This is a genomic window from Sorangium sp. So ce1014, from assembly GCF_051521505.1.
In the GTDB taxonomy this organism is placed as follows: domain Bacteria; phylum Myxococcota_A; class Polyangia; order Polyangiales; family Polyangiaceae; genus Sorangium.
This window is the reverse complement of sequence record NZ_CP150356.1, coordinates 6,908,266-6,930,561: the sequence shown is the minus strand read 5'-3', so window position 1 is coordinate 6,930,561 and position 22,296 is coordinate 6,908,266. Positions and strand designations below refer to the sequence as shown.

Genomic DNA, 22,296 nt, shown 5'->3' with positions numbered 1-22,296 from the left:
CATCGAATCACGCCGCGCCTTGGACCCACCGTCTGACGGCCAGGCCGCCCCGCAGGCTGTGGGGCGAAGGCGCTCCCTCAGCGCGAGCGAGAGCGAGGCGCTGGGGACGTGCTCATCGAGCTTCACGAGCCGACGATCCGGGTGTGGAGGTCGTCGCCGGCGGCAGCCTCGGCAGATCGATGGAGAAGACGCATCCCTTGTCCGGCAGGTCACGCACGCCGAGCTTTCCGCCCATGGCCTCGACCCCCTTGCGGCAGATGGAGAGCCCGAGCCCGAGACCGGTTCGATTGGCGCTCCGCTGAGCGAAGGGGCGAAACAGCTCCTCGCTCCTGCCAGGTGGCAAGCCGCCGCACTCGTCCTGGACCTCGATCAGGACGCGCTCGGCGGTCGCGCTCGTTCGAAGCGATATGTGGCCGCCGGGGCGGCTGAACTTGAACGCGTTCTGGAGCAGATTGCCGAGCGCGGCCAGGAGGATCTGCGGATCGGCACGCACGTCGATGCCCTCCGTGACGGGGGGGGCGGTCAGCGAGAAGCCGCCGACGCCCGCTCCCAGGGCCGCCTCGACCACCGCCTGTCCGACGATCTCGGACACCGACACGCGGCGGTGCTGCGCGAGCCCGGACTCGAGGCGCACGCCGGCAAGCGAGTTGTTGATGAGGTCGCGGAGCGCCCGCAGGCTGCGGCCGAGCATGGCGCCGGTGCTCCCGCCGATGCCGACCGTCCCCGCCTGGAGCATGGTGAAGGCGAGCATCGCGACGGCGAGCCGGTTGCGCAATTCGTGCGCGAGGACGCCGAGGCGCTCCGTCCCCTCGTAGGCGACCGACGCGTCGCGCTGGCGCTCGTACTCGGTGACCGCGCCGGCGATCGCGTCGTCGATGCAGGCGTTGAATGTGTTGAACTCGTCGGCGGTGATCAGCGCATCCGTCTCGTCGGCCAGCTGCGTGACGACCTGGCAGACGTCTCCGTAGCCGTGGATGACCTGGCTCACGGTGAAGCCCATCGCGAGCAGCTCGCCGCCGTGCACGGCGGCGCTCTCCCCGATCACTCCGGTGTCGAGCGTGGCGAGGCGCAGCCGGTCAACGATCTGGTCCAGGAAGAGCGGAACACCGTTCTTCAGCTCGTCGTCGGTCGGCACCGGGGTCGTCCGCACGGCGACCTTCGACCGGGCGCGGGCGATGATCGTCTGGGTGTTCGCGGTAAGGAATTCGTGCAGCATCGCGCCACTCTACAACAATACAATGCGGTCGGCGAACCACAACCGGACCGAAGAACCCAGCGCCGCAGCTCGCGCCGACGCCGTTTTCCCGAAGACGTCCGGGGCGTTTCGGCACGCCCGCACCGCGCGTGGGCGATCTCAGCAGAGCCAGCGGGCGCCGGCGAGCTGGAAGGCTCCGGCGGCGGCTCGAGGCGAGCAGCGGGCTCGACTATCGGCCCCAGGGCTCGCCCCTCCACCGCGGCCACGTGCGGGTGCCGCGCTGCGCCATCGAATCGGGCCCACGTGTCAAGCCCCGCGATCCAGGGCCGATCCCGCGCCGGCGGTATTCGTTGAGGTGGAACACGTTGCCCGGTCGATGCGGGACAATTTGCTACGCCGTCATCACGTTGTGCTCGCAGGTGTTGGCGCCGAGATCCTATCGTATCGATCGGAGGGTGTGCTCGCGGGGGCGCGCGCCGAGATAGTTACGCTGCGCCTGGAGCAACCCTGTTGCAGATGGCCGAGCGGCGCGATCCACCCCCGAGCTGCGCTCCTTGACCCTCCTTGGTGGACCCATATAGTCAGCGGGACGGTTGGGCTGCACACACTGCGTGTCTGCCAGGCCGTCGAGCACACGACCGCAGCGGCGCGCGGGTTGTGGACGTGTGCGCCGTTCACGCATCATCCACCATCATGAGCTCGGAGGTTCGAATGGATCACCTGATTCGGCAGATCGCCCAGGACCGTCTCTGGAACCAGTGGGTCGCGGCCAACTCGGCCGATGAGTCGACGCTCGACGCCGGCTGCATCTCGAGGAAGGAGGGCTGCATCTCGAAGAAGGCCGGCTGCATCTCGAAGAAGGCCGGCTGCATCTCGAAGAAGGCCGGCTGCATCTCGAAGAAGGCCGGCTGCATCTCGAAGAAGGCCGGCTGCATCAGCTGACAGGGCCACCCGGTCGGCGGGCGAGGCGGAAGGTCATCGCTTCTGTGATCTTCTGCCTCGCTCGCGACCCCCCGACCGTGAGTGCAACGCTTCTCGATGGCCCGCCCGGCCGTCTTCCGGAGTCGACCGATGGACGCCCAACGACAGACGCTCGCCGAGATGATCGAAGAGGTCAGGGACATCCCCATCTACCGCACGTCGATCGAGGAGGGCTCCTTCCCGATCCTCGAGAAGCCGGAGATCGCCAGAGGCTTCCCCGACAACTGGATGACCCCGGAGCTGGCCCGAGCGCTTTCGGCCGGCGAGGCGGAGCTCGTGCTCTCGACCGGGACCCATCACGCGCGGATGCAGATCATCCGCCCGCCCTTCTTCCTGCTCAAGTCCTACTACCGGCTGTGGAGCGAGCACCCCGACGTGGCCGTCACCTGGCAGCAGGGCTGCCAGCGCGTCTCGATCACCACGCTCCTGGCGACCGAGCACGTGGCGCGGGTCAACGCGAGGAGGCGCGGCGCCGAGGCGCCCGCGCTGCCGAGCCTTGAAGAGCGCCGGCTCGACGAGCGCACGCTCTACCTCAACCTGCGGCTCGACCCGGCGCTCTGGGATCGCAGCGACGTGGAGCGCATGCTCGATGAGATGACCGCCGTCCAGGTGGCGCATCCGCGAGGCTTGTACCACCTCGACTGCGACAGCTACCACCTCGCTCATCTGGTGCAAAAGGCCCTGTCGTGGGGCGCCTGGCAGCGCTTTCCGCGGCCGGCCAGCCTCATCCACGCTTACGAGTACACACCGACGAACGTGCGGCGGTTCCTCCAGCGACACATCGACTGCCCGATCATCGACCTCTTCGGCAGCACCGAGCTGGGATACCTGTATTACAGCGATCGTCACGGGCGCTACTGGCCCTACCTCGACAGGATGCACCTGGAGCTGATCCCGGTCGAGGAAGGCAGCACGATTTACAGCCTCATCGTGTCGAGCGTCCGCAACCCGTGGATGCCGCTGATCCGCTATCGCTCGGGCGATTGCGCCGAGACGGTCGACGGCTCCCCTGACCCGCTCCGCATCCGCCGGTTCTGCGGGCGCGAGCGAGAGCTGCTGCGGCTCGAGCGCGGCGGCCTCCTCTCCCAGGCGCACCTCGACGACTGGATCGCCGCCGCCGCGCCGTCCGTCTTCGTCTACCAGCTCCACCCGAGGGGGCCGGAGCAGGCGCGGCTCTTGTACACGACCTTCGACGGCGCGCCCGTCGAGCCGGCCGCGGCGCGCGAGCTGCGACAGAGGGTCCTGGAGGGCGCCGGGCTCGACTGCGCCCTCGAGCACCGAGAGCACATCGCGATCGGCAAGTCCGGGAAATACGCCTGGCTGGTGCAGGAAGTCGAGACCACGGAACGAGGTGGCCTGTGAAGATCGAACAACCCAGGATGACGACCGCCGCGCTGAAGGCGATGCTCGATGACGCGTTCTTCTCCGGCGTCGCGCGGCACTTCGCCCGGACCACCGGCGAGGAGCCCGCGTACGTCGAGCGTCAGATCATCGAATGCCTGAGATATCTCTACCTGGTCTCGCGCTACCCGGAGCGGCTGGCCGGGCTGTTCCTGCCCGTGGAGCAGGCGATCGACGAGGTCTGGCACTACCTGATCTTGCAGACGCGGGAGTACCGCGAGCTGTGTGAAGAGCGCCTGCCGGGGCGCTTCTTCATCCATCACCGCAGCCTTCCTTACGAGGACTACCAGGAGACGCAGCCCGGCCGGGAGCAGGCGCTCGAGGAGGCGCTGCGCTGGCTGCCGCTCTACCGCGAGGAGTTCGGCCCCTTCGACGCGGGCGCGCTGCCCCACTGGACGATGGTGCGGTTCCTCAACGAGCGTCTGGGCCTCTCCCTGGACGCCATCGCCGCGCTCGAGGCGGAGGACCAGGCCGCGCGGCCCGGCGCGGAGCGCGTCCATTGATGCATCGGGCGCTCGCGGCGCTCGGGGCCGCGCCGGCCACGGCCGTCAACACGGTGGTCCTGCTGCTGTGTCAGGTCCTGGGGATCGCCGGCGTGGTCTCGATCCAGTTCGTCGGCAGCGTGGTGGGCGAGCGGCTCGCGATGGACATGCGGCTCGCGACCCTGCCGGTCGCCGTGCTTGTGCTGTCCTCGGCCCTGGGCACCTGGCCGGCGAGCCAGCTGATGCGGCGCTTCGGGCGCCGGCCCTGCTTCATCGCCGCCGCGCTGCTGTCCGCCGGCTGCCTCTCGCTCGCCGCGCGCGCGGTGGAGCGCTCGGATCTCGCGCTGTTCTGCGCGGCGGTCGTCGGTGTCGGCCTGCAAGGCGCCTTCGTGCAGCAGGTTCGATTCGCGATCCTCGAAGGGCAGCCGAGCAGCAGCGCGCCGCGCCTGCTGACCCTGATCCAGCTCGCCAGCGCGGCGGGCATCGTCCCCGGCATCTCGCTCTTCGGCCTGCTGGAGGGGCGGACGTCCAGCCCCATGCCGTGTGTCCTGCGGATCCTGGCGGCGCTCCAGGCGCTGGCGGCGCTCTCGCTCGTGGCGTACAGGCCGCAGGAGGCGCTCGTCGCCGGGGCCTCCACCGCGCCCGACGCGCGCGCTCGTGCGCTGTACTGGCCGATGGTCGCCATGGGCGCCGGCGCCTTCCTGGTGATGAGCCTGATCATGGTGCCGACGCCCTTGCAGATGTGCGGTGTCGAGCGGCGCTCGGTCCAGGAGGCGAGCTGGGTGATCCAGGTGCACCTGCTGAGCATGTACCTGCCGGCGCTCTCGGTCGGCGCTCTGCTCAAGTGGGCGTCGATCGCGGCGCTGCAGGGCCTCGGGCTCGTGTTCCTGCTCGTGGGGTTCCTGCTCAGCTGGGTCCCCGGCCTCGAAGGGCACCTGGTCGGCCTGGCGCTTGTCGGGGTCGGGTGGTGCTATGTGTTCGTGACCGCGACGACCCTTGTCGCGCGCAGCCGCTCGGGCTCCGAGCGTTTTCGCGCCCAGGGCGTCAACGACCTGTGCGTGTTCGCCGCCAGCGGCGCCGCGTCGCTGACGTCCGGAGCGCTCCTGTCGGCGCTGGGGTGGGGCGGCTTGCTGCACCTCGGCTTCTTGCTTGTCGTGGGCTTGATGGCGCTCGCCTGGAACGTCCACCGCGGCTGAAGCGGGGCGACGCCGCGCATCGCGCATCATCGCAAGTGCCGCGCGGGGGCGTGAAGGGCCCGCGCGTACATCCGTGCTCGAAGGGAGGCGAACATCATGTCTGAGGTGGAGTCGAATCGTTCAGGAGACGGCGCGGCGCCTGCGGCCCGCTTCGACGCGGTCGTCGTCGGCGCCGGGTTCGCGGGGCTGTACATGCTCTACCGCCTGCGTCAGCTCGGCCTCTCGGCGCGGGTTTACGAGGCGGGCAGCGGCGTGGGCGGCACGTGGTTCTGGAACCGCTACCCGGGCGCGCGCTGCGATATCCCCAGCATGGATTACTCCTATTCGTTCTCGCCCGAGCTCCAGCAGGAATGGCAGTGGACCGAGCGATACGCCACCCAGCCGGAGATCCTGCGCTATCTCGACCACGTCGCGGACAGGTTCGCGCTCCGCCGGGACATCCAGCTGAGGACGCGCGTGACCGCGGCTGCCTTCGACGAGGTCGCGGATCGGTGGGCGATCCGGACCGACGACGGCGCGAGCGTGTCCGCCAGGTTCCTGATCATGGCGACAGGCTGCCTGTCCGTCGCGAAGACGCCCGATCTCAAGGGGATCGAGCGCTTCCAGGGCGAGCGGCACCACACGAGCCGCTGGCCGCAGGAGGGCGTCGACTTCACCGGCAAGCGCGTCGGCGTCATCGGCACGGGCTCGACCGGCGTCCAGGTCATCCCCGGGATCGCCGAGCAGGCGGCCCGCCTCGTCGTCTTCCAGCGGACCCCGTGCTTCAGCGTGCCCGCGCGCAACGCGCCCCTCGACCCGGCCTACGCGTCGTCGATGAAGGCGAGCTATGCCGAGTACCGGCGCAAGGCCCGCGAGACCCGCGCCGGGATCGTCATGGAGGTCAACCCGAAGTCCGCGCTGGAGGTGTCGCCCGAGGAGCGGGAGCGCGCGTACGAGGCGCGGTGGGCGCAGGGCGGCACCGCCTTTCTCGCCACGTTCTCGGACGTGATGCGCTCCCGGGAGGCCAACGAGACCGCCGCCGAGTTCGTCCGATCCCGGATCCGCGCGACGGTCCGCGACCCGGCCGTCGCCGAGGCGCTGTGCCCGAGGGAGTATCCGCTCGGCACCCGGCGCCTCTGCGTCGACACCCGCTATTACGAGACGTTCAACCGGGACAACGTCACCCTGGTCGACGTGAAGGCGTCGCCGATCGAGGAGATCACGCCCACGGGGCTCCGGACGCGGAGCGGGGAGCACGCGCTGGACAGCCTCGTGTTCGCGACGGGCTTCGACGCCATGACGGGCGCGCTGACAAGCATCGATCTCCGGGGGAGGGGCGGCGCGTCGCTGAAGCGGAAGTGGGCCGGCGGCCCGCGCACGTACCTCGGCATCGCCGTCGCTGGATTCCCGAACCTGTTCACCGTCACCGGCCCCGGCAGCCCGTCCGTGTTCAGCAACGCGGTCGTCTCCATCGAGCAGCACGTGGAGTGGGTCGCGGACTGCATCGCGTACCTGCGGGAGCGCGGCTTCGAGCGCATCGAGGCCACCCCCGAGGCGGAGGACAGGTGGGTTGCGCACGTCAAGGAGGTGGCCGACGGCACGCTCTATCCCCTGGCCAACTCCTGGTACATCGGGGCCAACATCCCCGGCAAGCCGCGCGTCCTCATGCCGTATGCCGGCGGCGTAGGGGCCTACCGGAAGAGGTGCGAGGAGATCGCCGCCCAGCATTACGAGGGGTTCGCGCTGTCGAGGGCGGGGTGAAGGACAGCGGCGGGCGGGCGCCCTGCCCGGCTCCCCGTCTGCGGGCGAGCAGGAATCCAACGCACGAAAGCACCCCTCCCGCAGAGCCCCCGCACTATGGATGATGAATGCCGCTCGAGCGCCGCGCACCGAAGCGTCACGACCTGGCGCTCGGCCCGCATCCACCCGGCATCGGAGATGCACGCGTCTTCCCCCAGAGCCGGGTTGTGTCAAGGCCTCAGCTATCGTAGGGTAAATGCCGCTCGTGGACGGGACGACGTTGAACGGCAGGTACACGCTTGGCCGATTGATCGGCAAGGGTGGAATGGGGGCCGTTTACGAGGCCGACGATGTCGCGCTCGAGCGCCGCGTCGCCGTGAAGATCCTCTCCCCGGAGCTTGCCCATGGCCGGTCCGCCCTGGGCCGGTTCGAGCGCGAGGCGAGGGCGGCGAGCGCCATCCGGACCGAGCACATCGTCCGCGTGCTCGACGCCGGCGTGGACCAGGAGACGGGCTCGCCGTTCCTGGTGATGGAGCTGCTCCGCGGCGAGGATCTCGCGCAGCTCCTCGACCGCCTCGGCCCGCTGCCTCCCAGGCTCGCGCTCCGGATCGTGGCCCAGGCGTGCGTCGGCCTGCAGAAGGCGCACGAAGCCGGGGTCCTGCACCGGGACATCAAGCCGGCGAACCTGTTCCTCGCGCGGGGCGAGGAGGGCGGCGGGCTCGTCGTCAAGCTGCTCGACTTCGGCGTCGCCAAGATCCGGCCAAGCCACGATCCTCGCCGAGAGACCACGGGATTGACGCGGTCCGGGTACACGCTCGGGACGCCGCGCTACATGTCCCCCGAGCAAGCGCGGGCCATCAAGGACATCGATCATCGGACCGACGTCTGGTCGATCGGGGTCGTGCTTTACCGCGCGCTGGCCGGGCGAACACCGACCGAGGACGTGAAGGCCGTCGGCGATCTCATCGCCGCCCTGGTCGTCGACCTGCCCGCGCCGGTCCAGGACTTCGCGCCGTGGGTCTCGCCCGAGATCGCCGCTGTCATCGACGGCGCGCTCCAGTACCAGCCGGCCGACCGGTATCCGAGCGCCTCGGCGATGCTCGACGCGATCCTGCCGCTGCTCGGCGACGACCCGCTCTCGCTGGACGAGAGCATGCTTGTCCCCCTGGAGCCGTCCGCGCGCCTCACCCTCGCCCCGCGGTTCGAGCCCCGGGTGAGGGCGCCCGTGCCCCGGCGGTCCAGGATCCATGCGGTCGGCGCGGAGCGGTGGAAGGGCCTCCCCGAGGGCAGCATGACGGCGCTCGCGCACGAGACGACGCTCAGTGAAGACTACCGCGTCCACGAGCGACCGCCGAGCGAGCCCGCGCCGCCGCCGCGCCGGGGCCTGAGGAGATTGCCGCTCTCGGCCCTCGCGTTGCTCGCCGCGAGCCTCGGCTGGGCTGCGATGCTCCGGCCGGCCGACGCGCCCAGGACGGCGTTCTCCGGTGTGCAGCGTGCGATCCGCGGCGCGCTGGAGGTGCCCTCCGTCCAGCGCCCCGCGCTGACGCCCGAGCCATCCGCCTTCGCGCGCCGGCGAGGGCTGGCGGACGTCCTCGAGGAGCCCTCGGTCGAGATCGACGGGGTGCCTGCGGCCCTGAAGGGCGGGGGACCTCGGCCCGCAGCGGCGGCGAGCGCGGCGCCTGCCTCCGGGGACACGAGCGACCCGCTCATGCCTCAACGCTTCGAGTAGCCGCGCTCGAGGGGGGTGCAGTCATCGGAACATGAAGGCGGGAAGGCGGGAAAAACATGAATGATTTTCCAGGCTTACCGACCTCATGGGAAACCTCCGGGCAAATGACAGCACCCCCGCGCGGTCAGCGGAACTCGTCGACGTTCATGTGGTACCGCCGGATCCACCGGTGCACCTGCGCGCGATCTCTTCCGAGCTCGCGCGCCACCGCGGCGACGTTTCCCCGCTGCTGCACCAGGAGCTCCCGCAGCGCCTTCTCGTCCGGGGAGGTCCGCGGCGGCAGCATCCCCTTCGGTGCGTACGCTCCCTCGACCGCCGACAGCGCCGCCCCGTCCTCCGGGATCAGCGTGGTGCGGGCATCGTCCGCGGGCGGGAGCGGAGGCGCCGAGCTCCGGGCTCCGTAGGTCCTCATCCGGTCCCGGATCTCGTCGCTGACGTCCTGGAGATCGAGCTCGGGGCCGCGAGCCGTGGCGGCCCAGCGCTTGATGAGCGCCTCGAGCTCTCGCACGTTGTAGGGAAAATCGTGGTGGAGCAGGCTCGCCATGAAGGCCATGCTGGGGCGCACCTCGGGCCGGCCGTGGCGTCTCGCGAGCGCGACGCAGAGCGAGAACATGTCTTCCTTGCGCTCGCGCAGGGGGGGCAGGGTGATGCTGAATTCGTTCAGGCGAGCGAACAGGTCGGCGCGGAAGGCGCCGGTCTGCTGGAGCGCGTCGAGATCGCGGTGGGTGGCGGCGACGATCCGCACGTCGACCTGCTCGGGTTGCGCCGCGCCGAGCGGCGTGATCTCCTTCGCCTGGATCACGCGGAGGAGCTTCGCCTGGGCCTCCACCGGCATATCCCCGATCTCGTCGAGGAGGAGCGTGCCCTGGTGGGCCGCGCGGAGGATGCCCACCCGGTCGCGGTCGGCGCCCGAGAACGCGCCGCGCCGGTGTCCGAAGAGCTCCCCCTCGACGAGCGTGGCGGGGATGGCCGCGCAGTTGACGGCCTGGAGCGGCCCGTGCCTGCCGCTCCAGTCGTGGAGCTGCTCGGCGAAGATCTCCTTTCCCGTCCCGCTCTCGCCGAGGATCAGCACCGACAGCTCGCTGCGCGCGATCTCGCGCACGCGCCCGGCGAGGCGCTGGCTCTGGTAGCCGCCGACGATCCGGCTCGTCGAGAAGCGCGGCCGGGCCTCCTCCGGCGCGTCCGGATCGTCGAAATACGCGCCGTCGATGCGGTAGTGCGCGTAGGCCTCGGCGTCGCTCTCGACGAACTTGAAGATGGCGTCGCCGATCCGGATCTCGTCGAGGTGCGCGAGGACGGCCTCGGTCACGAACTCGCCGTTATGGATCGTGCCGTTGCGACCGCCGAGATCAGAGAGCTGCCAGACGCCCCCGCGCAGCTCGATGCGAGCGTGTTGACGCGACGCGGTGCGTGTCGGTATGCAGATGTCCGCGCTCGGGTCGCGGCCGAGGACCGAGCCTGACTCGGACAGGGGGTACGCCGGGCGAAACTGCTCGTAGTTGGGGGCATAGAGCAGCACGATCCCGGCCCCCGAGCTCGCGTGCCGGAAGGTCGGCACGTAAATCTGCATCGATGCGGTGGTGCCGAGGCTCTTCGTCGATGAACTTCTGTCGCCGAGCATTGAGTGGTCGACACTACCAAACCTCCGACGGCATCGGTAGGCCGATGCGTTGTGAGGAGGCCGCGGAGCACGATCGCGGCCGCGGCGCCCGACGAGGCCGCCGCGTGGAGCCCCCGGCCGCCGCTGTAAGAGCGTTCCCGTCTACCGTGCCCGTATTCCGTATACCGTTGCCGTCTGCCGTCTCCCCTCTGCCGTGGAGAGCGGGTTCTCCGTGAACAACGCAGCAAGCGTCTACGCAATCGCCCGGGAGAGGGAAGATGGGAGAGGGGAGAGGGGAGAGGCAAGAGGGTCTTGTCCGCGGTTCTCGGATCCCCGTTGTCGCTGTCCACTCAGTGGAAGTAGACGGTGTCGTCGCAGGTCGCTGCCTTCCCTGGCGCGCAGTACCCCGCATGCGGGGGTGGTGGGGTCCCTCTCCGCGCCGCCGCCGCACCGCGCCGGCGCCCTCGACAGCCTATTGCAGGGCCCCGCACTTTGGCCGCACCATGCGGGGTGTGGCCTGGGCAGAGGCACGGCGCGGCGCGGCGCAGCCCTGCCAGGCATCGCGGGGGGAAGGCATCTTGTTGATCCAGTCGACGAAGACGAACTCTTCGAGGAGCTCCGCGATCACGCCGTCCCTGGACGGCCCACCCCTCGACCTCCCCCCGCGCGACGGCTCGCCCCGGCGCGCCCTCCGCCCGCTCCTGCGTCCTCGCGCGCCCGGCCGCGCGCCCGACCTGGTTGAGCGCCTCGGCGCGGGATCATGAGCACCTCGAGCCCCCCGCTGCCGGCCTCGATGTCCCCGTTCCTCGGGAGCTTCCGCGAGGTCCTCCGGGTCCTCGAGCGCACCCCCGGCTTCGTCCTGCTCCCCGTCGAGATCCCCGGCCCCGACGTGGGCCGCGCGCTCGGCGACTTCCTCACGCGCGAGGGACGCCGCGCGATGGTCATCGAGCCGCGCGACGACGAGGCCACCTGGAAGGACCTCGTCACCGCCCTCTACAAGGCAGAGCCCGAGCCGAGGGGGGTCGTGATCCTCGTCGGCTCCGACCCCCCTCCGGCGGCCGTGCGCGAGGGCCTCCGGCTCCTCAACCAGCACCAGCGGCACGACACCCTCTCGAGCCGCCTCGGCTGCCCCCTGCTCTGGTGCGGCCCGCCGAGCTTCCTCGGCCTGTGCCGGGAAGAGGCGCCCGACTTCTGGGCCATCCGCACCCCCGAGATCCGCCTCCTCGACGAGCCCTCGCCGGGCGCCCACGAACCGGGCGCACCTGTGGAGATCGCTGCGCACCGCCCGGGCGCCGCCGCGTGCTCGCAGCGCACCCCGCCGCAGGGCGCGGCGGAGCCCCCGGCGGAGCTGCTCCTGTGCCAGGCCACCGTCGAGCGGCGCCGCGGCCACGTCGTCGCGGCGGCGGCGACCCTGGGCGCCCTGCTCGCGCGGCCGGGCGCCGCGCCCCAGGCGCGCCTCCGCGCCCAGCTCGAGATGGCCGGGCTGCTCGAGGACGGCGGCGACCTCGCGCGCGCCGAGTCGAGCTACCGCGAGGCGCTCGCGCTGGCGCGCCAGGTCGTGGACCCCGAGCCCGAGGCCCGGGCGCTGATCGGCGCCTTCCGGATCGCCGCGCGCACAGGCCGCGCCGCCGAGGCCGAGGCGCCGCTCGCCGAGGCGCGCGCCATCGCCGAGCGGCTCGGCGACCGCGCCCTCGAGGCCTCCGCCGTGGCCGCCCAGGCGCTCGCGGCGATCGGCCGGCACGACGCCCAGAAAGGCCGGGAGCGCATCGCGGAGGCCAAGGCGCTCCACGCCGCGGACGCGCAGAAGGACGCGGCCTCGGGCGCAGGCCAGGGCGCCGAGCGCGACGCCGGGCCCGTCGACGTGCTCGTCGTCACGGCGCAGAAGGACGAGCTCGACGCGATCCTCGCCGAGGGCGCGGCGGGCGAAGGCGAGGCGGGCGACAAGGGGTGGCGCGAGCTCCGGGATCTCGGCGGCCTCCGCTACCACCGGCGCACGCTCGCGAGCGCCCGCGGAGGCCTCCTCGTCGTGGCCGCCGCGTGGATCGGCGAGGCGGGGCAGCGCACCGCGACAATCCGGGGGCAGCACCTCCTCGCCGAGCTCGACCCGGCCTGCCTCGCGATGTGCGGCGTCTGCGCCGGCGACCCCAGGAAGGTCTCGCCGGGCGACGTGATCGTCGCCGATCAGCTCTACAGCTTCGACCACGGCAAGCGGGCCGCGCAGGCAGGCGACGAGGCGGAGCTCTTTCACGACCTGCGCACCTTCAACCTGCAGGCCGCGTGGAAGATGGACGCCGCCTACCTCGCGCGCGAGCTCGACCTCTCGGCGCTCTCCCGCGCGCGCCCGCCCTCCAGGACGGCCGCGCTGCAGTGGCTCCTGCACGCGCTCCACGCGCACGAGACCGAGGGCGGGCCGACCCCCGTGGCGCACCCGGACCGGCGGCGCGCCTGCCCGGGGTGGACCGCGCGGCTCAAGGAGGCGCTCGAGGAGGGCCTCGTCTCGATGAAGGGCGGCGCCCTCGGCCTCACCGCGCCCGGCCGCGAGAAGGTGCTGGAGGAGCGGCTCCTCTACCCCGACGCCCTGCCGGCCGACCCTCCGCTCCGCGTGCACGTCGGCGCGATCGCCAGCTTCTCGGCGGCCCTGCAGGACGCGGGCATCTGGGACCGGCTCCAGCGGGTCGTGCCGGGCACGCTCGGCCTGGCGGCCGGGGGCGCGGCCATCGGCGACCTCGCGGCGCGCTTCCAGAGGCGCTCGATCCTGATGCGCGCCGTGGGCGACCCCGGAGGGCGCGACGGCGACGACGGCCTGCGCGCGTTCGCCTGCCGCGCCTCGGCGGCCGCGCTGCTCGCGTTTTTGCAGCAGCACCTCGCGCCCGAGCCGAGGATCGAGCGCGCCTCGGCGCCGGATCTGCGCGAGCCGGCCGAGGACGGCGAGCGCCCTCACGGCGAGCGGGAGCGCGTGTTCGACGACCGGCGGGACAGCTTCCTCGACCGCGTCGAGCGCGTGGCGCTCCTGCGCGATCCCGGGGCGACCGTGACAAAGCACCGGGCGCCCCCGCCGTTCGCGGGCGTGCTCGAGGTGGCGGTGCCGGACGGCCGGCGCCTCGACGTCCGCGTGGTCGGCGTGCTGGACCGGTCGATCACCGAGGAGCTCGTCACGCGGTACGTCACCGAGGTGGAGCACCGCTTCCGGCAGCAGGACCCGTACCTGCGCTCCACGCTGATCCACACCGACCCGCAGGCGCCGCCCGATCTCGCCCGGAGCGCGGCGCGCCGCGGCGTCGTGCTGAAGAGCTTCTCCGAGGTCCAGGGGCTCATCGACTTCGGCCGGTACCTCGCGTGGCAGACCGAGCGCATCGAGGCCGACCCGTCGTATCCGCCGTGGCTCTACGTCGAGCAGCCGGCGGTGGTGAGCCTCGGCGATCGCGAGAAGAGCGCGACCGACAGCGCGCTCGGGGCGCTCTGGCGGCTGCTCGACGCGCCCCACCGGCGCTTCGCGCTGGTGCTCGGCGACTTCGGCGCCGGCAAGACGTTCCTCCTGCGCGAGCTCGCCCGGCGGATGGCGCGGGACAGGCACCCGCTCGTGCCGGTGCTCATCGAGCTCGGGCGCATCGAGAAGCAGCGCTCGCTCGACTCGCTCCTGGCGCAGCACTTCGCGCTCGCGAACGAGCCCGTCGACCTGCGGGCCTTCCGGTACATGCTGGCCGAGGGGAGGGTCGCGCTCCTCTTCGACGGCTTCGACGAGCTCGCCCTGCGGCTCACCTACGACCGCGCGCTCGAGCACTTCGACACCGTGGTCCAGGCGGCGGAGGGGATCGCGAAGGTCGTTGTGACAAGCCGGACGCAGCATTTCCTCACCGATCCGCCGATCAAGCGCGAGCTCGCCCGGCGGGCCGAGCAGCTGCAGGGCTACCGCCTCGTGCAGCTCCAGGGGTTCGGGGAGCCGCAGATCCGGCGGTTTCTGGGCAACCTGAGCCCGGAGCCCGCGGAGGCGGAGGCGCGCTACCGGCTGCTCCACGAGGTCAAGGACCTGCTCGGCCTGTCCGAGAACCCGCGCATGCTCGGGTTCATCGCGAAGATCGATCCGGACAAGCTGCGGCAGGCGAAGGCGCGGACGGGGAAGATCACGTCGGCGAAGCTGTACGAGGTGCTCGTCGAGCAGTGGCTCGATCACGAGCACGCGCGCGCGAACCCGCGGGGCGCGCCGCGCGGGATCCCGCGGGACGCGCTGCGGGCCGCGATGACCCGGCTGGCGCGGCTGCTCTGGGATCGGAACACGCCGGCGGTCGTGCTCGGCGAGCTGCCGGACAGCCTGATCCGGGGCGTGCAGCCGCCGGACGCGCCGCCGATCGAGCGGGGGATCGTCGAGCACCTGATCGGCTCGGGCTCGCTGCTCGTGCGGGACGCGGAGGGGTCGTTCTCGTTCGTGCACCGGTCGGCGCTGGAGTGGCTCGTGGCCGAGGCGGCGGCGCGCGAGGTGAAGGAGACGGGCGACAGCGCCGCGCTCGGCGCCGACGAGATGAGCGAGCTCATGGTCGACTTCTTCGTGTCGCTCGCGGGGCGCGGGGTGGCGGCGTCGTGGGCGCAGCGGATCCTGCACGGGGCGGCCGAGGGGAACGCCAAGGACAACGCCCTGCGCGTCGCGCGCTTCCTGGCCAAGGACGACGAGGCGAGGGACGACGGGGGCGGGGTCGTCCGCGACGAGCTCGACGTGGTGGCCGGCGTCAACCTGGCGGGGCAGGACCTGAGCGGGTGCAACCTCGCCTGCGCCGACCTGCGGAAGGCCGATCTGACGCAGGCGAACCTCTGGAGCGCCACGCTCGTCGAGGCTCGGCTCGCCGGCGCGTCGCTGGGCGCGGCGCAGCTCGCGCGGGCGGATCTCACCGGCGCCGACCTCGCGGGCGCGGATCTCCGGGGCGCGGATCTCTCGTTCGCGCGGCTCGTCGGCGCGGATCTGACGCGCGCCGATCTCACCGACGCGCAGCTGCGCGGCGCGAAGCTCGTCGGCGCGCGGGGGGTGTCGCTCGGGTCGCTCTCGGCGGACGGCGCGGCGCCGCCCCGGCCGCGGGAGGCCGATCCGATGTGGGTCCCGGTCTCGCCGTGCAACGCGGTGGCGTGGAGCCGGCTGGGCGATCTCCTGGCGGCGAGCCACGAGGACGGCTCGGTCCGGCTCTGGGATGCGGTCACCGGGCAGGCGATCCGGGCGATGCACGGGCACCTCGGCGCGGCGATGAGCGTGGCGTTCAGCCCGGACGGGCTGCTGCTCGCGTCGGGCTCGTCGGACAACACGGTGCGCGTGTGGGAGGTGACGACCGGCCGCGCGCTGCGCACGTTCGAGGGGCACACGCACGGGGTGCGCAGCGTCGCGTGGAGCCCGGACGGGCTGCTGCTCGCGTCGGGGTCGTCGGACAAGACGGTGCGCCTGTGGGAGGGCGGGACGGGCCGCCTGGTGCGCGCGTTCAAGGGGCACACGCTCGGGGTGCGCAGCGTGGCGTTCAGCCCGGATGGCCAGACGCTCGCGTCGGGCTCGTCGGACAAGACGGTGCGTCTGTGGCGGGTCCGGAGCGGCCATGCGCTGCGCAGCTTCGAGGGTCACACCGACTGGGTCCTCGCCGTGGCGTGGAGCCCGGACGGTCAGGCGCTCGCGTCGGGGTCGTCGGACCGGACGGCGCGCCTGTGGGACGCGGGGGGTGGCCGCGCGCTGCGCACGTTCGTGGGCCACACCGACTGGGTCTTCGGGGTCTCCTGGAGCTCCGACGGTCTCACGCTGGCGTCGGGGTCGCTGGACAGGACGGTGCGTCTCTGGGAGGTCGCGAGCGGCCGGGCGCTGCGCGTGTTCGAGGGGCACACGCACGGGGTGTGCGGCGTGGCGTTCAGCCCGAGCGGCCAGACGCTGGCGTCGGGGTCGCGCGACAAGACGGTGCGTCTCTGGGAGGTCGCGCGGGGTCACGCGCTGCGCAGCTTCGAGGGCCATACCGACTGGGTGCTCGGGGTGGCGTGCAGCCCGGATGGTCAGGCGCTCGCGTCGGGCTCGGACGACAAGACGGTGCGTCTCTGGGAGATCAAGAGCGGCCGCGCGATTCGCACGTTCAAGGGGCACACGCACGGGATCCGCAGCGTGGCGTTCAGCCCGGATGGTCAGGCGCTGGCGTCGGGCTCGGACGACAAGACGGTGCGTCTCTGGGAGGTCGCCCGGGGCCGGCTCCTGCGCTCGTTCGAGGGTCACGCGCAGGCGATCCGCGGCGTCTCGTTCAGCCCGGAGGGGCAGACGCTGGCGTCGGTATCGGACGACAGGACGGTGCGTCTCTGGGACGTGGGGAGCGGCCGCGCGATTCGCACGTTCGAGGGCCACACGCACCGGGTGTGCAGCGTGGCGTGGAGCCCGGTCGGGCTGACGCTGGCGACGGGCTCGGACGACAGGACGCTGCGTCTCTGGGAGGTCGCGAGCGGCCGGGCGCTGCGCGCGTTCGAGGGGCACACCGACGGGATCCGCGGCGTTTCGTTCAGCCCCGATGGGGTCCTGCTCGTGTCTGGGTCGGACGATCGGACGGTGCGACTCTGGGAGGTCGGGAGCGGTCGTGCCTTGTTCTCCTTCGAGGGGCACACCCGCGGGGTGCGGGGGGTGGCGTTCAACCCGGCCAGCCAGATGCTCGCGTCGGGGTCGTCGGACAAGACGGTGCGTCTGTGGGACGTGAAGCGGGGTCGTGTCCTCCGCACCCTGGAGGGTCACAAGGCGTCGGTCCAGGGGATCGCCTTCAGCCCCGACGGCGCGCTCCTCGCCTCCGCGTCCGCCGACGGCACCCTGCGTCTCTGGGACGTGGCGACGGGCGGCTGTCTCGCGATCTTGCTGCCCTGTCCCGAGGGCTGGGTCGCCTTCAGCCCTGACGGCCGTTACAAGCTCGGCGGCGACATCGCCGGCTCGTTCTGGCACGTGATCGGCCTCTGTCGCTTCGATCCCGGCGAGCTGGATCCGTACTTGCCGAGCCCCCTGCGCATCCCGGGCGAGGAGCCGCTCGTGGCGCGCCCGCGCGCGGCGGCGCTGCCCGCGAACGGTGCGGGCCGGTAGGCTGGGCTGCTGCGGGGGATCGGCCGATGGGCCGTGAGAGCGGTTGGCCGTGACACCGGAGGCGCAAGCTCTCCTGCGCCGCCGCGCTCGTGTCTTCGTATCCGAGGGTAGAGTCGGCCCTACCCCGCGGGACGCGCCCGTGCCTACTGCGGCGGGACGGCGTTCGGGTCCATGTGCAGCACCTCCCAGTGGTGACCGTCGAGATCGTAGAAGCGCCGGTAGTACATGAAGCCCATATCGGCCGGGTCGCCCGCCTCCGTCCCGCCGGACGCGATCGCGGTGTTGACCATCTCGTCGACCTCGGCCCGGCTGCTGGCCGAGAGCGCGAAGATGCCCTCGGTCGACGTGGCGGTGTCGCAGATCTGCTTCCTGGTGAAGTCCTTGAAGCGCTCCTCGACGAGGAGCATCACGTACGCCTCCTCGCTGAGGATCATACAGGTCGCCTTCTCGTCGGTGAACTGCGGGTTGAACGAGAAGCCGAGCCTGGTGAAGAACTCGACCGACCGCTTCAGGTCACGGACGGAGAGGTTGACGAAGAGCTTGCGGGAACTGTTCGCTGACATGATCGCCTCCACAGTGGCGTAGGTTCGACGCTACTGACCCCCGCAGGGGGTCGGGTTCATCGGTCGGGCGAAAAAATCGACCCGCCCCGTCTCTACCAGGTCCGCTACCCCTGGAAAAGTGCCGGAGCGACCGCCCCCGCAGCCCGGCGGCGCGAAGTACGGCGCGCCCGGGGACCCGCGTGGACAGCTCAGGTCAGGCGCCGCCCCAGGAGCGCTCTGGGCCACGCGCTCCCACCGTGTGGCCCTGTGTCGGGCGTGAGGTGCCGAGTCGACGGCGGGCTTCCCCTGTCAACCTCGCGTTGACGTGGTTGACAACCCCGCGCGACAGCGGCGAGCATGCCTTGAAGCCGGAACGCTCGAACTGCGGTTTTCGGGCGGAATAATGCAGCAATAGCGTGCATTTGGACGATCTCGGGCAAAGTCGCTTCGTGGCCCGAGCGTTGCTTTGGAGACCTGTCGAGACGCGCGGCGGGGCGCTGCATCGAGGCGAGGGGCGCAGGGCTCTGGACCGTCGAGCAGGTTGAGATCTTCTGACATAGCTTGGCTACGAGCTCGGTCGCGCGGAATGCAACCAGCGAGGGATGATACCATGAGCTTGAAATGGGTCGGTGCTTTGGGTTCGCTGCTGTCGCTCGCTCTTGTCGGCTGCATCGCGGCCGACGAGGGCGAGGTGGACATGGATGCGACGAGCGATGCGCTCAGCGTCGTCAAGATCCAGGCGGAGGATCAGTCCTGGTCCATCTCCTCCGGCGACAGGATCGAGGACAACGCGGACAACGTGAAGCTCCGCGCCAACCAGAGCGGCGATACCTTCAAGTTCTCCAGGTCGGTCGCGTCCGGCAAGTACGAGATCGTCCTCCGGTATGCCAAGCGGAACGCGTACGGCAAGTACGAGCTGAGCGCGAACGGCTCCTCGGTGAAGTCGTTCGACGCCTATACCTCCGCCACGGGCGACAGCTGGACGACGGCGAAGCTCGCGGAGAAGTCGCTCTCCGGGAACGTCGAGTTCACCTTCAAGGTCACGGGCAAGAACTCCTCCGCGTCCGGCTACGACCTCAAGATCGACTACATCGAGCTCGTCCCGGTGGGCGGCGGCGGCTCGGGCGGCGGCTCGGGTGGCGGCGACTCGGGCGGCGGCACTACGACGCCGGGGAGCGGCGGCGTCGTCAACGCGACGATCCTCGTGAAGGCCGGCGAGACGTTCGACGGCGGTGGCAAGCGGTTCATCGCCAACAAGGACACGCTCGGCGACGGCAGCCAGGGAGAGGGGCAGAAGCCGGTGTTCAAGCTCGAGGACGGCGCGAAGCTGAGGAACGTCGTCCTCGGCGCTCCGGCCGCCGACGGCATTCACACGTACGGCAACGTCACGCTCGAGAACATCGTCTGGGAGGACATCGGCGAAGATGCCCTGACGATCAAGAAGTCCGGCACCGTGGTCCTGAACGGCGGCTCCGCGAAGAACGGCGACGACAAGGTCTTCCAGATCAACGCGGCCAGCACGTTCAGGGTCTCGAACTTCAAGGCGGAGAACGCCGGCAAGTTCATCCGGCAGAACGGCGGCACCGACTTCAAGGTGGATGTCTTCATCGACCGCTGCGACATCTCGAAGATGAAGGAGTCCATCTTCAGGACGGACAGCAGCAGCAGCAGCGTGACGATGACGAACACCCGCTACAGAGACATCGGCAAGGAGCTCTTCATGGGCGTGAGCTCCTCGAAGATCACCACGTCCAACAACACCCAGTACTGATCCGCGCGCGGTCGCGGACGCCCGGCGACGCGGCGCGCCGCAGCGCCGGGCGACGGCGACACGCGTGAGCGCCCTGAAGCGGGCGTGCAGCTCGCCGCCCGCTCCGCCATCACGGTCACCCCACCGACGAGCGTCGACGCCCGCTACCGCTCAGCGAGGCTGGGAAGCATCGGACGTGCCGGTGAGCTTCGCCTTCGCCAGATGGTTCGCCTCGAGCTTCGTCTCCGCGTCCTTCGCCGCGGCCGTGCCGGTGCCCGCGATCGTCACCGACGCCTCGGCGAGCGCATAGATCGTGAACTCGTAGGTGTCGGTGTTGGCGTTCCCGCCGGCGAAATTGGGGCAAGGCCCGAGGTAGTTGTTGTTCTGCTTGGCGCCTATCGACGCTGCGTCCTTGAACTCCTCGGGCAGCGAGGTGACGTCGGCTGGAATGTTGTAGATGACCCAGTGATAGCCGTTCATGTTGGGCGGCTCCTTGGTCGTCAGGGTGACATCGATGAAGGTGATGGCGTAGCTCTTCGTGCCCGGAGGCCCTGCGGTCCAGTTGAGCTCCGGCAGGAGGCTGCTGTTGAAGTTGATGGCCGCGCAGGTGTACTTGTCGGCGAACTCGGCGCCTTCCGCGTGATTGGGGCTCGTGAGCGTGAATGCACCGGAGGGCTCGCCGCCACCGCCGGCCTCTCCACCCACTCCGCTGCCGCCGCCGTCTCCCGCGCCGCCCGCTCCGCCGCTCCCGGACGTCGCCGACGAGGTGGAGCTGCTGGACGAGCTCGTGCTGCCGGTGCCAGTGCTGGTGGTGGTTCCGCTGCTCGTCGCTGCGGCGCCACCGCCGCCGCCGTCCCCCGACGGATCGGGGTCACTGCTGGAGCAGTTCAGCACGGCGAGCGGCAGGCCCACGAGGACGAGGCATCGAATACTACGAATGAATCTGTACGTGAGGGTATGCATTGACGGATGATGCCACATCCGCGCTCCGGCCGGAATATGGCAGTCGTTTACTTCACGACAAAGATCCGCAACTTGGCGGTACATTTCCCGGAGCGGCGCGTGACCTGTTGTCGATGACCTTCCGGAGACGTGCTCAGCAGGTACGAGCTCTCCTGTGTAGCAAGACTGGAAACACCCCGGAGAATGCTGTCTGGCGGCGTACAGGAGGAATCCCGCAAGACGTGCGCGGCGCCCGTGGCTCAGGCGGGGATCACCTCCAGTTGAGGGTGGCCCATCCCATGGCAGGCAGCTCGAACTGCAGCTTCTTGCCGCCCACCGCGACGACCGCCTGCTTGGCGGCTCCAGGGTTGTACATGACCGCGACGAGGGTGCCGTCAGGGTTCTTGAAGGCCAGCGCATCACCGCCGCTCGTCGCGACGACCTTGGCGCCTGGATCGACGTACTGGGAGACGTGGCGGAGGACGTAATAGGCCGGGGTGATGTTCAGCTTCTTCCCCGAAACGTCCACCACCAGAAGCGCGTTCTGCGCCCAGGGCCGCACCGTATCCAGGCTCCTGCCCACGGTGTCCAGCACCATGTTCCAGGCGGAGTAGGCGTTCACGCCTCTCTTGATCCAGTCCCTGATGAGGCCCCAGCTCTCCACGGCATACGCATGGTCGTTCGGGGCCTTGGTCTGGTTGGTCCCGCTCTGCCAGGGGTAGTTGCCGCACTTGTGCTCGGTCTGCCAGATGGCCAAGCTCTTGTTCAAGCCCAGGCCGGTGAAGGTGTCCAGCATGCCCCACTGGAAGCCGTAGCCTTTGACGTAGGACCTGGCGGTGGCGTTGTTCATGACGGTTGTCACGATGTCGCCGTCCGTCTGGGTGTTGGACATGGTGCCGACGAAGATGTCGGCGCGGATGCCCCGCTCCTCGAACGTCGGCCCCAGATGGCTCCCGATGAACTTGGCCATCAGCGCCCCCGTCCAGAGACAGGATGGATAGTCCTGAGGGAAGCCTGGCTCGTTCTGCGGGTGGACGGCCTCGATCTCGATGCCTTCCTTGCCGTACTCTTCCACGAACCTGGCGAAATAGAGGGCATACGCGTCCAGGTTCGCGGCGTTGTCCTCCATGTTCCCGCGATCGTACGCGTTGTTGTCCTTCATCCACGGGGGAGGTGTCCAGGGGCTGCCCCAGAAGTGGATGTCAGGATTGACGGCCATCGCCGCCTTGATGAAGGGGATCAGCTTCTCCTTGTCCCGCGCGATGGAGAAGCTTTCCATCGACGTGTCGTCGGCCGTGTCGTTGAGCGTGTAGCGGCTCGTGGCATAGTCGCTCGCCCCGATCGGGATCCTTCCGTAGATGAGCTTCGCGCCGTCCGCCGCGTCGAACAGGAGCTTGATCGCTCTGTCTCTGTCTTCCGGGCTGAGCGCGGAGAGGGCTTCCCAGCCCTTCTCATTGAAGGTTCCGCCGAAGCCGGCCCAGTCCTGCGCCGGGGAGCCGTCGTTGACGGTCACATCCGCAGCCTCGGTCGTGACCTCGGTCACCGTCCCCTCTTTCCAGTAGGCGTCTGGACTGGAGGTGATCAACACAGGCTCAGGCGTCGGCGGTCCCTCCGCGGGGGGCGAGCCGCCTGCCCCTGCCTCGGCGACTCGCGCAGCTCGGTCTCGTCGCACTCGCGAATCGCTTCTCTTCGGGGG

13 protein-coding genes and 1 pseudogene are annotated in these 22,296 nt (G+C 70.5%); 9 read left to right on the top strand and 5 right to left on the bottom strand.

Translation table 11 applies throughout. The features are described from left to right. Nucleotides 1–112 precede the first annotated feature (112 nt). Nucleotides 113–1,216 carry a sensor histidine kinase gene (locus WME75_RS26055; RefSeq protein WP_437476216.1) on the bottom strand — a complete coding sequence of 368 codons (1,104 nt, stop codon included), beginning with the start codon at nt 1,214–1,216 and terminating at the stop codon, nt 113–115. A gap of 690 nt (nt 1,217–1,906) precedes the next feature. Between WME75_RS26055 and WME75_RS26050 the strand changes: the two genes are divergently transcribed. From WME75_RS26050 to WME75_RS26025, 6 genes are all read left to right on the top strand, one after another. Continuing rightward, entirely contained in the window at nt 1,907–2,137 is a 231-nt protein-coding gene (locus tag WME75_RS26050) for a hypothetical protein (RefSeq protein ID WP_437476214.1), read from the top strand. A 129-nt stretch (nt 2,138–2,266) separates the two neighbouring features. Beyond that, on the top strand, nt 2,267–3,538 hold the full coding sequence (locus WME75_RS26045) for a hypothetical protein (protein ID WP_437476211.1): 1,272 nt from the start codon (nt 2,267–2,269) through the stop codon (nt 3,536–3,538). 17 nt (nt 3,539–3,555) lie between these two features. Continuing rightward, nucleotides 3,556–4,080: a glycine-rich domain-containing protein gene (locus WME75_RS26040; RefSeq protein ID WP_437494926.1), complete on the top strand. Its 525-nt coding sequence runs from the start codon at nt 3,556–3,558 to the stop codon at nt 4,078–4,080. Continuing rightward, nucleotides 4,080–5,255 (top strand): MFS transporter, encoded by a 1,176-nt coding sequence (locus tag WME75_RS26035; protein ID WP_437476209.1) that lies wholly within the window; start codon nt 4,080–4,082, stop codon nt 5,253–5,255. Before WME75_RS26040 ends, WME75_RS26035 begins: the two co-directional genes overlap by 1 nt. 96 nt (nt 5,256–5,351) lie before the next feature. Next, complete coding sequence (locus WME75_RS26030) at nt 5,352–6,995, top strand: flavin-containing monooxygenase (protein WP_437476206.1); 1,644 nt, start codon at nt 5,352–5,354, stop codon at nt 6,993–6,995. Nucleotides 6,996–7,230: 235 nt separating this feature from the next. Beyond that, nucleotides 7,231–8,703, top strand: coding sequence for a serine/threonine-protein kinase (locus tag WME75_RS26025; protein ID WP_437476203.1), 1,473 nt, complete (start codon nt 7,231–7,233; stop codon nt 8,701–8,703). A 124-nt stretch (nt 8,704–8,827) separates the two neighbouring features. On the opposite strand, the gene WME75_RS26020 is transcribed toward WME75_RS26025, so the two are convergent. After that, the gene (locus WME75_RS26020) at nt 8,828–10,273 is read right to left on the bottom strand and encodes a sigma 54-interacting transcriptional regulator (protein ID WP_437476200.1); all 1,446 of its coding nucleotides are present in this window, start codon (nt 10,271–10,273) and stop codon (nt 8,828–8,830) included. A gap of 790 nt (nt 10,274–11,063) precedes the next feature. Between WME75_RS26020 and WME75_RS26015 the strand changes: the two genes are divergently transcribed. Continuing rightward, entirely contained in the window at nt 11,064–17,366 is a 6,303-nt protein-coding gene (locus tag WME75_RS26015; RefSeq protein ID WP_437476197.1) for a pentapeptide repeat-containing protein, read from the top strand. A 143-nt stretch (nt 17,367–17,509) separates the two neighbouring features. On the opposite strand, the gene WME75_RS26010 is transcribed toward WME75_RS26015, so the two are convergent. After that, nucleotides 17,510–17,929, bottom strand: coding sequence for a VOC family protein (locus WME75_RS26010; protein WP_437476194.1), 420 nt, complete (start codon nt 17,927–17,929; stop codon nt 17,510–17,512). A 565-nt stretch (nt 17,930–18,494) separates the two neighbouring features. Between WME75_RS26010 and WME75_RS26005 the strand changes: the two are divergent. Both WME75_RS26005 and WME75_RS26000 read left to right on the top strand, forming a co-directional pair. Then, nucleotides 18,495–19,004: pseudogene (locus WME75_RS26005) on the top strand (pectate lyase); the annotation flags it as partial. 9 nt (nt 19,005–19,013) lie between these two features. Continuing rightward, the gene (locus WME75_RS26000) at nt 19,014–19,679 is read left to right on the top strand and encodes a pectate lyase (protein ID WP_437494924.1); all 666 of its coding nucleotides are present in this window, start codon (nt 19,014–19,016) and stop codon (nt 19,677–19,679) included. Between the two features lie 150 nt (nt 19,680–19,829). Here WME75_RS26000 and WME75_RS25995 read toward each other — a convergent pair whose 3' ends face one another. Together WME75_RS25995 and WME75_RS25990 are read right to left on the bottom strand one after the other, a co-directional pair. Further along, a complete protein-coding gene (locus tag WME75_RS25995) occupies nt 19,830–20,621 on the bottom strand; it encodes a YbhB/YbcL family Raf kinase inhibitor-like protein (RefSeq protein WP_437476191.1) in 792 nt (263 codons plus the stop codon). A 250-nt stretch (nt 20,622–20,871) separates the two neighbouring features. Next, nucleotides 20,872–22,143 carry a glycoside hydrolase family 30 protein gene (locus tag WME75_RS25990; RefSeq protein WP_437476188.1) on the bottom strand — a complete coding sequence of 424 codons (1,272 nt, stop codon included), beginning with the start codon at nt 22,141–22,143 and terminating at the stop codon, nt 20,872–20,874. Between the last annotated feature and the right edge of the window lie 153 nt (nt 22,144–22,296).